Origin of the sequence: Paucimonas lemoignei, from assembly GCF_004342585.1 — a bacterium.
In the GTDB taxonomy this organism is placed as follows: Bacteria; Pseudomonadota; Gammaproteobacteria; order Burkholderiales; family Burkholderiaceae_D; genus Paucimonas; species Paucimonas lemoignei.
The window spans coordinates 60,960-74,731 of the sequence record NZ_SLZQ01000017.1 but is presented as its reverse complement, the minus strand read 5'-3'; the positions used below and the strand labels follow the sequence as shown (position 1 = coordinate 74,731).

The window sequence follows — 13,772 nt, the reverse complement described above, 5'->3', positions numbered from 1 at the left end:
GCCAATGATTTGTTCTTCGGTGAATCGCTTCTTCATACTGCCTCCCAAGAGGCAGACTCTACATCAAGTCCGTACTAATCTCGGGTAGCAGGTCAATCTAGGGGCGGCAGGCAAATCAGTTCAAGATTCCCCAGTGCCATCTGGGGACCGTTTTCCATGTAGCGGCGATAGAATTCCCAGTGCGGCTCGATTTCTTCTCGACTTGTGCCGATGATGCTTAACGAGAATGTTTCCTTTACCGTCTTGCGATCCGCATCAATAATGTGACCGCGAACATTCCAGGTTTCCCCCCAAATATCTCGTTCTTTCGTGCAGGTGAAAAATACATCATCCCATTTGGTCTTCAGCACCGTGCCATCGGTACGGAAGATATAGATCATGCGGTTCTTGCGGTTGAAACGGACCGGGAAATGGGTGTAAGTGAATCATTCTTTGCATGCTAGCCAAAGAGTGGCTCCAAAAAGCAATAATGCCGTTAATCAAAGCAGCATAAAACCAATAAAGAACCAAGTCGGTGCGTCTTGATCACCAAAAATTGTCGCCAATGTAGCGATCAACCCGAATCCAATGGTTGCTGCAAATATTAAATTACAAGTGGTTAGTATTCCGCGATATGAATAGAACTTATCTACACTTTCCACGAAAGTGCTGTTGATCTTGATGACTGAAAGATCGTAGTGTGGCATGACCTCCATGCGCTGCTTTTGCTTGAGCTGATCCGAACGCTCTTCTTTTGAGAGTGGACGCTCGACAGGATATTTGGATATCAGGCCTGTGTAGTCCATCACGCGGCTGCAGATTTGCCAGCGCTTTCCTTTGCGGCTTCCCATCCTGAATCGCGCCGATACGGATCGCCTGAATCAATGGTGCATTCCTGTTCTACCCATTTCGGCCATTGTGGGATTCTGCTCGTACGCATGGCCACCCAGCGGCCAAGACTGCAAATGAAATAAAACGGTGAAAGAATGATCTGTAATAATGGCCAGCCGTTCATGTTCAGCAGCAAGCGCATAAAGCCTTCCCACCAGGTTTCGCGGCGCGTGGCGATCGGCAAGCAGATTTTTAGCATGCGGTGAGGTTGTTCCGGGCCGTTTTCCATGTAACGGCGGAAGTACTCAAAATGCTCGCGTAAGTCCTTGGCGTCGCTGGAACTATAACTGCTGAAAGCAAACGTTTCTTTAACAGTGTTGCCATCATTTTCCAGCATGTGGCCAAGAATGTCATACGTTTTCCCGCCCCAGTCGTTGTAGCTCCGCACTTGGAAAAATAGTTTATCCCAAGGGGCACTCAACACCGTACCATCACGCCGCCACACATACACCATTCGGTTTTTGCGGTTAAGGCGCAAGGGGAAATGGGTATAAGAAAAGGTTTCTCGCTGCAAAAACCAAAGTAGTGCACAAACAACCAGCCCACCAAAAATCGACATAAAAGACACCGTCAGAATGCGGCCAGAATGGAATTCATCCCCCCATTCATTAATAGTCTCCATCCAAATGGCAGCTATAAACCAACTTAAAATTATGACAAAAAATCCCGTTATTGCTGATCCAATTCCACGTACTGAATAGTTTCTGTCGGTTAGTTCAACAAAGGTATTGTTCAGCTGAATGACGGCTAGCTCATAATGTGGAATGGCTTCATCAAATTCCGCTAGTCGTTCCTTTTGCTTCAGCTGCTGGCTGCGCTCCTCGTTAGTGAGAGGACGCTCAACTTTAAAATTCTTGACGAATTCTGGAGAATACATAGTCGCCTTTATGAGAGTGCCTTGGCCAGTTCCTTCATTTCCAACGAGCCTTCTTTGTACGTATTATTAATACCAAATATGCAGTTCTCAATCCAACTTTGAATGGCATTGTCTTTGGTGGTTTCCAGCCAATATGCGATCCCAATAAACGCCACTACAAGCAAGAGAGTAAAAGGATTAAATGTGAAGAAAGTTAAAGCAATGGCGGTCGCCACACCAAATAGTGCGGACCCAAAATATAGGCCAGCCGTCAAAAAATCTTTCTTTCTAAGCTCTTCCCACCCCTTTAGCAAATCCCACGTCGCCATAATGGCCGCTCCAATTATTCCAAATGCTCTGCCGCCAGTACGTAATACCGCTCCCGCCTTTACAACCTTCAATCCTTGCACCCAGCGCAAGTTCGCTTGTGTTGCATTTTCAACCACTGTGCCGATTGCCTCACCAATTGTACCCGCCACTGCAAGACCGCCAGCGAACAACCGCCACTGCGCTTCGGCTTTATCTGCCTCCAGCGCCTTGCCTTCATCGGCAATCGCTTTCGTCAGGCAAATCGCTTGCAATATGCCAGTACAAATTCCCAGTCGCACATTCGTCGCTATTGTTTTTTTGAAGTTATTAAAACGGATTTCCTCCAATGTTTGCGGCGTGCGCATTTGACCGGTTGCCGGCTCCAGCAGCACCACCCATTTCATTCCGCGTTGGCCTTGCAGTTTCTCACCACGGATTTGGGCACGCTTGATTTCACGGGCTACGGCTTTTTTAACCTGCGAATCTGTCATGGTGTTACCGCTGCTTTCAATAATCTGGCGAGCAAGGAAGGCGCGCAGTTCCTTGCGCTTACCTTGAAAATGCAAGCGTCTCCATCCTTTTCCGCTGTACACACCTAACAGGGTAATCACTGCCTTACTCGACCCATCCAGAAATCGTTCGCCCACCTTCATCAGCGGTCCCATCATGTGGCCCATCAATACCGCTGCCCGATCCGCATGACCGCCCCCCATCTTTTCCATCGCTGCTTTATAGGTGCTGATCGGAGCATCCCACGGCAGCGCTCTTGGGTCAAATTTCGTAGCTTCTTCTACGTCCTTTGCCAGCTTGTCATTGTTATAGACTAGGGCGCGCAGCAGCACGTTTTCCGGTTTGAATTCATTTTGATCGAGCCACTTTTCATAGTGCGCAAAGCAAGGCTTCACGCCTTCTGTGCCTCGGATGAACGTGATGACGGTTTGCGTATAAGCCACCCCTGATCTAATGTCCGTCGGATCAAAATTACACGCCATGGAGTAGGCCATATGCTGGCTGCTGGTCCAGGCCACATGTGAGGCGCCAAGCGGGTTGATGTCTGCTTCAATAAAGGCATTGAGCTTGGCGTTGTAGTCTTTGTGGAAATCTTCCACCACTGTTTCGTCAAATCTCGTCTGATGACCGTTCTGACGGTGGGTATAACGTTGCCATGCGCTGGCTTGCGCCTTTTGCACTGCTTGCAAACTGGGTTTTCCGGTTTTCTGGAAATTTTCTTCCAGATTGTCGCGTGAAGGCGATACCGTGGTGAATATCCGCTCCAGGAATTCGGACTGTTCGGCATCATCGATCAGGCTGTGCTCCGCATGATCCTTGACCACATTGCGCAATTGCAGAATGGCGCTTGATACGGCGATCTTGCGCGCATAATCAGGGTCTTTCTTATTCGCTTCCAGATAATTTTCCAGTCGCAGATTCATCCAACCAGCCAGTTCCGTCGCCACCGCTACCGGATCGTGCAGGCTGACGATGACTCCCCCATCTTTGCGCAATGAATCGGCTGCAGCCAACGATTCCTTCAATTGCAGCTTGCGCGGATTAAATTTGAACGGGCTGTCGTAAAACGCATTGACGGCAGTGGCGCGCAACGGGTCGCAGGCAAATTCCGCCACCTTCTTGTCGAGTTCCTTGATCGGATGCACATTCGGCTGCTTGGCTTTCGCCAGCGCCTGTTTGACATCCACTTTCTGCATATGCTTCTTGCGGTACTCCGCCGAGGCATGTTCATTCAGCACTTTCTCGGTCCATTCCACATCGCTGAAGCCAAACCAGACATTGGTCGCGTTTTTCGGATCGCGGATGGTCACCATGCCCGCCACTTCACGGTGGCCGCTGTCCTCGCACGGTTGCGGATTACTGGCGTAGGCAGTCGGCAGCGGCTTATTGACTTCAAATTTCATCAGGTGGGCGTCTGGCGTGATGTAATAGCCTTCCCAGCGATTGCGCGCTTCGTCGTAAACATACAGATAACCGCTGCGCAGCAGGCGACGCGTGTAGTGCAGCTTGCCGCCGATGTCACCGAAGTCCTTGCCGTCGAGATCCAGTGCCTTGGTCTTTGGCGCAGCAGCTGTCTCTGGGGCCGTCGCGTAGCGCACGACGAGTACCGGCAACCCGTATTTGTCGCAGAATTCGCAACCTGGTTTCGCTTGAAATTTCATGGTGTGGGTCCTGTGAGGTGAGCTGCGGCTGAGCTGGTCTTGCCGAGACCTTGCGCAATTCGTTGCCAATGCGCTGCGTCGATGGAAGCGATGGCATCCAGATAGGTTTGTTCAGAGCGGTCGATTTCCGCAATCCGACGAGCAATATCGGGATGGCGGTAGAAATTCGGATGAACCGTCATGCCATGCATGGCGAAGGCAATCAGTTCCTGTTCCGCCATCAGGCCATGCTCCTGAGCTCGCACGAGGAGGCTATGTATTTTTCGGCTGACAGACTCCAACTCCGGCAAGTGCGTTGCCGAGAACTGTGCTAACACCTGGTTGATCTGTCCGATGCGTCCCAATTGGATGGCCTGGCCTGTATCAATCGGCGAGGCTGTGGAATGCGTACCGTCTGGCCTGGCATGCGATTGCCACGATTGCCCGTTGTAGACCGTCCACTTGTCGATGGGGCCGAACAATCGACCCAATTGTGCAGGGGTGAACATCCATCGCAACTGCATGAACACGCGAGGATCGTAACTGCGCAGCAGCGCGCGGCCACCGCCGGGCAGGTAAATCATGAGTTGTCTTGTCCAATGCAGGCGCATCCGTTCCAGATCGACATCGCTTGCCAGAAACGTCACGACGACAGGCACGTCGCCTGAATCTTGCGCGCGATCGAGCATTTCAAGTAAATCTTCCTGCTGCGCCGCTGACATTTCCTGCAATGGAATCAGCGCTGGCAGCAGATGTTCTTCATTCTCGAACCCCTGCGGCGCTAGTGGCACCAGTGGCCAGTCTTCGGGAATACCGGCATTGGCGACACGATCAAGCAGGGCATACTGGTGGTCCGCGAGTAGCCGGACCGGATATAGGCTTTCCATAACTTCTATTTCGCCTTAATTGACCGCGACCAGTCCGCCGCCGGATGCCGCCGCTTTTGCCGACTGCATCTCGCACATTTTCAGATCGCCTTTGGCCAGCGTCGCCAATTCATGATTCATGCTCGTCGGCCCGCTCAAATCCTTCATGGCAGCCTTGAACAGCACGCTTCCCGGCGCATGGATCTCGATCTTACCGCCGGCGATCTTTACATACGCACCGCCTGCCGTTAAGAGCACATGCTCCTTGGCTGCCGCTTCCACCTTGGCGTGCGTACTGCTTATCATCACATCCTTGTCGGCCGCGGCTTTCAGTTCCGCGCTCTGTGCTTGCAGATCAACCTTGCCGTGCGCTGCATGCAGCTTGATCCCTTTGTCGCCTTGATCCTTGCGCTTGGCCTTGGCGTCGCCATAGGTGAATAGGCTGATGCCCGAGCGCACTGCGACCGCATAGTTGCGCCCTGCGGTAATGCTGACATCCAGCCCGCCGGCAATCGTCATTGATGAAGCGGTTACATGGGCATCGGCTGGTGTCAGCAAAGCGATGCCGGCCGGGCTGCTCAAGACCATGTCGGGGCGACCGAACGCCGGCACCGTGCCTGCGCCGCCGCCTTCAGCCGTGCCGCACCCTTGGTTGGTCTGCTGCAATGACTCGATCGGGCGTTTCAACACTTCTTCGGGGAAGTTGTGCTGTTCTTGGTCCAGCGTCTTGCCGACGAAGGCATTGTGCTTCTGCGCGGTGTCGGCCAGGCTCTTTTGCAGCTCGTGTGCCTGCTGCAATTGCGCCAAGGCTTCCTTTGCATCAAGTTGGCTGGAGCCTGCGTTCGGGCGGGCATCGGTGGACAGCAATAGACCTTGCCCGGCCCGCACGGCACCAAAGGCCTCGGTGGTCAGCTCTGCACCATGCCCATGGCTTTGCTGGCGGGCGTTGTCCGTCTGACGCTTGATATGACCAAGATTGAGCTGGGCCTTGGCCTTGGTTGTCTGCAGACGCGCTCCAACCTGGTCGGTGGAATCGTCAAATACCAGCGCGTTGTAACCGCCCTGCCCATCCTGGCTATTGCCGATTTCCTGGGTCTTGAAGCCCGACAGGATGGCATTGTGCGCATGCTCGCCACTCTCTCCCGCAAACCATGCCGGCGCATTACCGGTTGCGGCGCCAGCGCCTTGTGCATTCTGATTACCTTGCGCATCACTCAGGCCATTGCCGTTGTAGAGTGAGCCGACTACCACCGGCCGGTCGATATCGCCTTCGATATAGTCCAGGATGACTTCCTGGCCAATGCGCGGAATGAAGCTGCTGCCCCAGTTGGCGCCCGCCGCAGGTTCCGCCACGCGTACCCACACATACGCTGTTTCATTTCCCGGCGCATTTTCGCCATTCGGATGGCCGCGCCGACTGGCGGCTTGCGCACCGCGCTGCCAGTGCATCTGCACCTTGATGCGATGGTCGCGCTCGGTCGTCAAATCCTGTCCGCTGGCGCCGACGACGATCGCGGTATGGATACCGGTGACGGTAGGTTTGGGATGCAGCAAGGCGCCACGCGCATCGGTCGTCAATGGTCGCCACGGAATGTCGGCGCGCAAGACAGTGAAACGGTTGTGGTAGAGCGGCACATCATTTTTCGAAGCCTGCTTGGCTTGGCCTCCAGCTCCGAGCGGCTTCACGCTGTTGACAAACACCTTGTCGATTAGCGTTTTGGCTTCGGAAGACAGGTTATTGCGACCGGTATGCTGTACCGCGATGACAGCAAATGTTGCGGCGTCGTCGCCACTCTCCCGACGGTCATTGTCATGGACGGAATGCTCAGTCAGCACAAACGTGGTTCCGGGTGCAAGAGTTCTTACAGTGCTTTCACCGTGATAGGTCTTGTTGCGCGCTTCCATCGCTTCGAGTTGCAAGCGTGCTGCGCGCGCTGCGCTATCGCCGCTAGCGAAATGACGCAGGCCGGAGTGATCTGTCGCCATCAGCTCTGGAACCTCGCCATTGTTATGAGCACTCGCCAGTTGATGTGTCATGACGCTGACTTGCCGCTCGTTCCAGCTGGAGACCATCATGGTATTGGTCAAGATGCGACGGCTCGCTTGCCATTCAGTGATGGTGTCGCTGTGCTCGACTGCAGCCGCCCGATGAAAGCGGATGTGTGCTTGCTGATTCTGTACAAATGCCGCATTGCTGTCAGCAATGACCAGCCGGTGGCTTCCCAGCGCAGGACTTGTCGAGTCGCCCGTGTGCTCGAACCAGTAGAACAATCCCTCTTCGGCCAGCAGACGTTCGACAAAGGCTAAGTCGCTTTCTTCGAACTGCGTGCAAACCTCACGAGGCGTGTATTGCGACGAATCGGTCAATGCCAGGCGCCAGTCTGCCACCAGCGCGCCTTGCCCCTGGTAATCCGAAAATATCTCGCTGATGATCTCCAGCGTAGTCTTATCCTGCCAGACAAAGCAGTCAAAGCGGTGACGCAGGAATGCGATCCATGGCTCCAGCCGAATGCGGTAACGGGTAAAACCGCCGTCGGAAGACAATGATTCGAATGCGGTGACATGACCGTGGAAGGGGCGCGGCTCGTTGCGGCTGTGTTGGGTAAGGACTTCCAGCAAAGCAGGCTGGCCAAGCAGTTTTGCGCCATCGATGGCGGCGTCAATCGATAGCGCGATGATCTCGAAGCGGAATGACTGGCTTATGCCTTCGGTGCCATTGATGCTTTCCACCACCAGCGCAGCGCTGCCAAGAGACGTCGTCAGGCGTAACAGGCGCGTGTCTTGCGTGTGGCCAGCCAGGAGTGCCCGCAGCGCACCCGCAGCACCGAGTATGTCTCCACTCATCATTTGTCCTGTTATTCAACTTGCTGCGGCAATTAGCTTTCATGACAGCTAATTGCCGCGCGAATTGTTGTTAAATTGAAAACATGGAGGAATGATAAATGAATACAGTAAAAATGTCATTAAGATAACAATGTCGACGCAACTTTCCAAAAGGAAACTTCAGGGCAGTTCTTCAATCGGCGCAAATCGCTGAACCATTTGCCCTTCAACTTCAATTACCTCGAAAAATGCCGACTTGGGACGAACCCAGATTTTTCCGTTTTCAGCGCGGTAGACAATGACAGGCACCAGGTCCGCTTCTTGCGTCGCTTCACAGACCAGTTCGTAAATCCCTCCTTTGTAATGCCGGTAGCGGATAGCAGGCTGCTTGGACATGGATTGTGAGTTCATGGGTATATGGAGGAGAAAATGTTAAGGGTTCAACTGCTGAATTGGATGCATTTATCCACGCAGCTATGAATTTCATTTTTCAATGGTAATAAGAGCTAGGCCTTTATTAAATGGATCGACTCATATGAAAAGCAGATTGCTGGTAAAAATTATTTTACTTTTTTCTATTGGCGCCCTAAGTCGCTCGCTAATAGCCAGTGACAGTCAGTCTTCAGAGACAGCACCACTGTCCACGATTTCCTCTCTCGACGTAGCGCGTTATATGGGCGACTGGTACGAGATCGCCAAATATCCAAACCGATTCCAGAAGAAATGCGCCAGCGACGATAGAGCCGAATACAGCTTGCGAAATGACGGGTCCGTTCAAGTGGTGAACCGCTGCAAATTGGAAAACGGCGACGCCAACCAGGTCACCGGTACGGCAAGACAAATCGGCGGACCTACCTCTCCGAAATTCGAAGTGCGCTTTGCGCCGGCATGGCTCTCGTTCATTCCTGCCGTATGGGGAGATTATTGGATCATCGATCTGGACGATGCCTATCAGCTGGTCGCAGTCAGTGAACCTGAACGTAAATATCTCTGGATACTTTCGCGACAGCCGCAAGTCCCGCAACAACAGTATGAGGAATTGTTGAAGCGTCTGGAGCAGAAAGGCTTCGATACACGGAAGCTTGTGCCGACGCGTCACGAAGGTGCTCCTAACAACGAACGATAAGACGAATGATGTATATCGCTGCGCCCCTTAATCCACTGGCACAACAGGCGGCTAATGGATGGAGGCGGCCGGCGTTGACCCGGACCCGGCATGCTCGTCGAAATGAAAAAAGTCCCTTGCGGGACTTTTTGGTGTTACTGGCGGAGACGGAGGGATTCGAACCCTCGATACAGGTTTAAGCCCATATGCTTCCTTAGCAGGGAAGTGCCTTCGACCTCTCGGCCACGTCTCCACACGTGAAACGAAACTACAGAATCGTTTCAGTAGAGCCACGCATGATAACTTCTCAAGCGCGTCTGGTCAATCGAACTATTGCAAATAGATTAGTTTGCTTTTTCTAGATCAAAAGCTTTGTGCAAAGCACGCACTGCCAGCTCCATGTACTTCTCATCGATCAGCACGGAGATCTTGATTTCGGAAGTCGAGATCAACTGGATATTGATGCCTTCCTCTGCCAGCGTGCGGAACATTTGCGAAGCGATACCGACGTGGCTGCGCATGCCCACGCCAACCACCGAAACCTTGGACACCTTGGTATCGCCGACAATGCTGGTCGGCGTGATGTGACCCTTGACGGACTTTTCCAGCACATCCATGGTGCGGGCATAGTCGCCGCGCGGCACGGTGAACGAAAAGTCGGTCTTGCCTTCCACCGACTGGTTCTGGATGATCATGTCGACTTCGATGTTGGCATCGGCGACCGGTCCCAAAATCTGGTAGGCGATGCCCGGCTTGTCCGGCACACCCAGCACGGTGATCTTGGCTTCGTCGCGGCTGAAGGCGATGCCGGTGATGGTTGCTTGTTCCATATTTGTATCTTCCTCAAACGAAATCAGGGTACCGGACTTGGCTTCTTCTTCCAGCGGGATCATCGGGTCGGTCAGCGACGACAGCACGCGCGTCGGCATGCGATAGTTACCGGCGAATTCCACCGAGCGGATCTGCAAGACCTTGGAACCCAGCGAGGCCATTTCCAGCATTTCTTCGAAGGTCACCTTGTCCAGGCGGCGCGCATCCGACACCACGCGCGGATCGGTCGTGTAGACGCCGTCAACGTCGGTGTAGATCAGGCATTCCTGCGCCTTCAGCGCTGCCGCCACAGCCACGGCCGAAGTATCGGAGCCGCCACGACCCAGCGTCGTGATATTGCCGTCATTGTCCACGCCCTGGAAGCCGGTGATGATGACGATCTTGCCGGCTTCGAGATCCTTGCGCACCTTGGCATCATCGATCGACTGAATGCGTGCCTTGGTGAAGGCGGAATCGGTCTTGATCGCGACTTGCCAGCCGGCGTACGAAACCGCCTGCTTGCCGAGCGCCTGCAGCGCCATCGACAGCAGCGCCACCGATACCTGCTCGCCGGTGGAAGCAAGCATGTCGAGCTCGCGCGGGTCGGGCTGGGGCATGATTTCCTTGGCCAAGCCGATCAGGCGGTTGGTCTCGCCCGACATCGCGGAAGGCACGACCACGATCTGGTTGCCGGCGTCATGCCATTTGGCGACGCGCCTGGCGACATTGCGGATGCGCTCGGTTGAGCCCATCGAAGTACCGCCGTATTTGTGAACAATTAAGGCCATAACAAAAGTTGGTAAAAACGAATAAAAATCAACCGTTTAGTCTACCTGTTGCAACGCGGGAAGACAAGTAGCCAAACTGCTAAAAGCGCCATTTTGCAAGGCTCTCGGTGTGGAGCGACGACGCAGGCCAGCCATGTTCCCAGCGAAGTCGGATGCATTCTCCTGCTCCAGATTTCAAATGACGGCAATCCATGCCGATTCCCGCCGCATACAACACCTCTCCCGCCACGGTCACCAGCGGCAGAAATGGACGCTCCCATGCGGGAATACCGAGCGCCTGAAAATGCTGCTTCATGCTGCGACTGGGACGGTTGGCTGCCAGCTTGACGCTGTCGCCACCCTGCCGGTGGCGGATTATCAGGGCCTGCTTGCGCAGCCATGTGGCATCCACGCCCTCAGGTGCAACATCGAAATGCAGGCGCCCTTGGAATGCCGGGAAATCGAGACTTGATTGCCCTTGCCAGATGAATTCCTGCGGCAGCGCGTCGGCACCGCTATCCAGCCGGGGCGTCAAATACACCTTGCCCCGATGCCGGCGAATCGCGCAATCCGGATGCAGGACACAAACCTGCGCATCGTCTTTCGCCTCCAGCAATTGCGCACGCATTTCAGCCAGCCATGAAGCCGATGGCATCCTTACGCCATGCCTGCCGAGCCAGTGGCGGAAAAGATTATGGAAGCGTTCGCTGCTCAAGGCGCGGACACGCTCAAGCTCCAGGCAGGTGCCAGCAGAGCAGGCAGCGAGGTCGGCTTGCGCCACTTCATCCAGCACACGCTGTGCCGCCTGCATATGGCTGGCGGTACGCGCGAGCCGCTCCTGAAAACCCGGGAAGTTGATCGCCAATTGCGGCATTACGCCATGGCGCAGGGCATTGCGGGCATAACGCACATCGGCATTCGATTCGTCCTCGACATGCTCGATTCCCACTCGTGCGCCCCACTCTTCCAGTTCCGCCCGGCTGACATCCAGCAACGGCCGCGCCATCACCAGATGCGGATCACCCAATAAATCAGGTGCCGTGTTCGCGCTATCCATGCCGGACAAACCGGCCACGCCGGAACCGCGCACGAGCTGCAGCAGGATGGTTTCCGCCTGGTCGTCCAGGTGATGCGCCGTCAGCAACAGTGCAGCGCCATGCTCCCGGCACATGTCGCCGAGGGCAGCATATCGAAGCGTGCGCGCCGCCTCTTCGACGCCACTGCGCGCTGCGTTATCAATGCGGACTTGCCGCGCTTCGAAAAGAATGCCGAGCCGCTGCGCCTCGGCCTCACAATGATTCAGCCATGCATCGGCATTCGGACTTAAACCATGATGCACATGAAAAGCGAGTAAGCGGATGCCATGCGCAACGGCGTATCGTTGCGAGAGATGCAGCAGCACGCTCGAATCGAGGCCGCCACTGTAAGCCACGGCCATCGTGCGAGGAATATCGGAAGAAGCCGAGCAAATGGAAACGCGCACCAGAATTGCTTCCAGCGCGCGCTCAAATCGGTCAGGCAGCGATTCAGGCGAAAGCCCCACTCCTTAATCTCGCGGCGTGGTTTCCTTGAATTTACCGTAGCTCATCAGCTTCTCATGGCGAGCAGCCAGCAGTTCTTTCGGCTTCATGCCCTGGAACTGGCGCAGCGAATCCGCCAGCGCGCGCTTCAACATCACGGCCATCTGCTTCGGATCGCGGTGCGCGCCGCCGAGAGGCTCGTTGATGATCTTGTCGATCAGTCCGATCGCTTTCAGGCGATGTGCGGTCAAACCCAGCGCGTCGGCCGCGTCGGACGCACGCTCGGCAGTCTTCCACAGGATCGAGGCGCAACCTTCCGGCGAAATCACTGAATAGGTCGAGTACTGCAGCATCAGCACGGAGTCGGCCACGGCAATCGCCAGCGCGCCGCCGGAACCGCCTTCGCCGATGATGGTGGAGATGATGGGCACCTTCAGCTCGGCCATCGCGTAGATATTGTGACCGATGGCTTCGGACTGGCCGCGCTCTTCCGCATCGATGCCGGGGAATGCGCCCGGGGTATCGACAAAGGTAAAGATAGGCAGATTGAATTTTTCCGCCAGCTTCATCAGGCGCAGGGCCTTGCGGTAGCCTTCCGGCTTGGGCATGCCGAAGTTGCGCATGGCGCGCTCTTTCGTATCGCGCCCTTTCTGGTGGCCGATGATCATGCAAGCCTGGCCATTAAAGCGCGCCAGGCCACCGACGATGGAAAGATCGTCGGCAAAGCTACGGTCGCCGTGCAGCTCGTGGAAATCCGTGAAGATCTCGTTCACGTAATCCATGGTGTAAGGACGCTGCGGATGGCGCGAGATCTGCGACACCTGCCAGGGCGTCAGCTTGGCGTAAATGTCCTTGGTCAGCTGTTCGCTTTTCTTTGCCAGGCGCTCGATTTCTTCGGAAATATCAACGGCGGAATCGTCCTGGACAAAGCGCAGCTCTTCGATCTTGGTATCCAGCTCGGCAATCGGCTGCTCGAAGCTGAGGAAAGTTGTTTTACTCATCGTGTTCCCTTCGTGTTCAACACGGGATCATGTAATTCCGGATCAGTATTCCACCGGCACCGGCGCCAGACTGCGCCACAGATACCAGGTTGCTACCGTACACCAGGGCGCCCAGTTGGCGGCCACTTCGCGCGCATCGCTGCGTGAAACTGGTTCTCCAGAGAAATAATTAATACTAATGCCTTTAAGCAACCCAAGGTCATCCAAAGGCAAAATATTGGGTCGGAGCAGATTAAATATCAAAAACATCTCCGCTGTCCAGCGCCCGATACCACGAATCTGGATCAATTCAGCGATAACCGCTTCATCTTCCATGCTCGCCCACTGGTCGGCATGGACCTTTTTTTCCTTAAAATGTGTTGCCAAATCAAGGAGATACTCGGTTTTTCGCTTGGACAATCCACAGCCGGCCAAGGTTTCGCCTGCCTTCAAAACTTGCGCAGGAGTAACTTTTGGACACGCCGCAACAAAGCGTGCCCAAATGGCATCGGCTGCCTTCACTGAAATCTGCTGGCCGATGACGGAGCGCGCCAGGGTCGTGAACGGGTCGCCGCGACTGACCAGGTGCATATCGCCAAACTGAGGGATCAGGCGGCGCATGATGCGGTCGCGCCTCATCAGTTCGGTCTTGGCCTCTTCCCAGTATTCAGGAATGAATACGCGCGCTTCTACAGCTGTTGCTTTGGCCATGCCGC

The 13,772-nt window shown here is 54.8% G+C and carries 11 protein-coding genes, 1 tRNA gene and 1 pseudogene; 1 reads left to right on the top strand and 12 read right to left on the bottom strand.

Going from position 1 to position 13,772, the window contains the following annotated elements:
• Positions 1-92 precede the first annotated feature (92 nt).
• The 7 genes and pseudogenes from EDC30_RS18115 to EDC30_RS18085 all read right to left on the bottom strand — a co-directional run.
• Positions 93-410, bottom strand: a pseudogene (locus tag EDC30_RS18115) (DUF6708 domain-containing protein); the annotation flags it as partial.
• Between the two features lie 69 nt (positions 411-479).
• Positions 480-785, bottom strand: a complete 306-nt coding sequence (locus EDC30_RS18110; RefSeq protein WP_132260271.1) for a hypothetical protein — start codon at positions 783-785, stop codon at positions 480-482.
• Complete coding sequence (locus EDC30_RS18105) at positions 785-1,747, bottom strand: DUF6708 domain-containing protein (protein ID WP_132260270.1); 963 nt, start codon at positions 1,745-1,747, stop codon at positions 785-787. The genes EDC30_RS18110 and EDC30_RS18105 overlap by 1 nt, the downstream gene beginning before the upstream one ends.
• An 8-nt stretch (positions 1,748-1,755) precedes the next feature.
• Entirely contained in the window at positions 1,756-4,206 is a 2,451-nt protein-coding gene (locus EDC30_RS18100) for a T6SS effector BTH_I2691 family protein (RefSeq protein WP_132260269.1), read from the bottom strand.
• On the bottom strand, positions 4,203-5,072 hold the full coding sequence (locus tag EDC30_RS18095) for a DUF4123 domain-containing protein (protein ID WP_132260268.1): 870 nt from the start codon (positions 5,070-5,072) through the stop codon (positions 4,203-4,205). The genes EDC30_RS18100 and EDC30_RS18095 overlap by 4 nt, the downstream gene beginning before the upstream one ends.
• Positions 5,073-5,087: 15 nt before the next feature.
• Positions 5,088-7,895 (bottom strand): type VI secretion system Vgr family protein, encoded by a 2,808-nt coding sequence (locus EDC30_RS18090; RefSeq protein WP_165973873.1) that lies wholly within the window; start codon positions 7,893-7,895, stop codon positions 5,088-5,090.
• Positions 7,896-8,054: 159 nt separating this feature from the next.
• Positions 8,055-8,270, bottom strand: a complete 216-nt coding sequence (locus EDC30_RS18085; RefSeq protein ID WP_132260266.1) for a DUF1653 domain-containing protein — start codon at positions 8,268-8,270, stop codon at positions 8,055-8,057.
• 139 nt (positions 8,271-8,409) lie between these two features.
• On the opposite strand from EDC30_RS18085, the gene EDC30_RS18080 reads away from it, so the two are divergent.
• Complete coding sequence (locus EDC30_RS18080; RefSeq protein WP_132260265.1) at positions 8,410-9,000, top strand: lipocalin family protein; 591 nt, start codon at positions 8,410-8,412, stop codon at positions 8,998-9,000.
• Between the two features lie 138 nt (positions 9,001-9,138).
• Here EDC30_RS18080 and EDC30_RS18075 read toward each other — a convergent pair.
• The 5 genes from EDC30_RS18075 to EDC30_RS18055 form a co-directional block, all read right to left on the bottom strand.
• Positions 9,139-9,232: transfer RNA gene (locus EDC30_RS18075), tRNA-Ser, on the bottom strand.
• Positions 9,233-9,323: 91 nt separating this feature from the next.
• Positions 9,324-10,577 (bottom strand): aspartate kinase, encoded by a 1,254-nt coding sequence (locus EDC30_RS18070; protein ID WP_132260264.1) that lies wholly within the window; start codon positions 10,575-10,577, stop codon positions 9,324-9,326.
• Positions 10,578-10,656: 79 nt separating this feature from the next.
• Entirely contained in the window at positions 10,657-12,099 is a 1,443-nt protein-coding gene (gene tilS / locus EDC30_RS18065; RefSeq protein ID WP_243656851.1) for a tRNA lysidine(34) synthetase TilS, read from the bottom strand.
• Positions 12,100-12,102: 3 nt separating this feature from the next.
• On the bottom strand, positions 12,103-13,077 hold the full coding sequence (locus EDC30_RS18060) for an acetyl-CoA carboxylase carboxyltransferase subunit alpha (protein ID WP_132260263.1): 975 nt from the start codon (positions 13,075-13,077) through the stop codon (positions 12,103-12,105).
• Between the two features lie 42 nt (positions 13,078-13,119).
• A complete protein-coding gene (locus EDC30_RS18055; protein ID WP_243656850.1) occupies positions 13,120-13,767 on the bottom strand; it encodes a DNA-3-methyladenine glycosylase family protein in 648 nt (215 codons plus the stop codon).
• Positions 13,768-13,772: the final 5 nt, after the last annotated feature.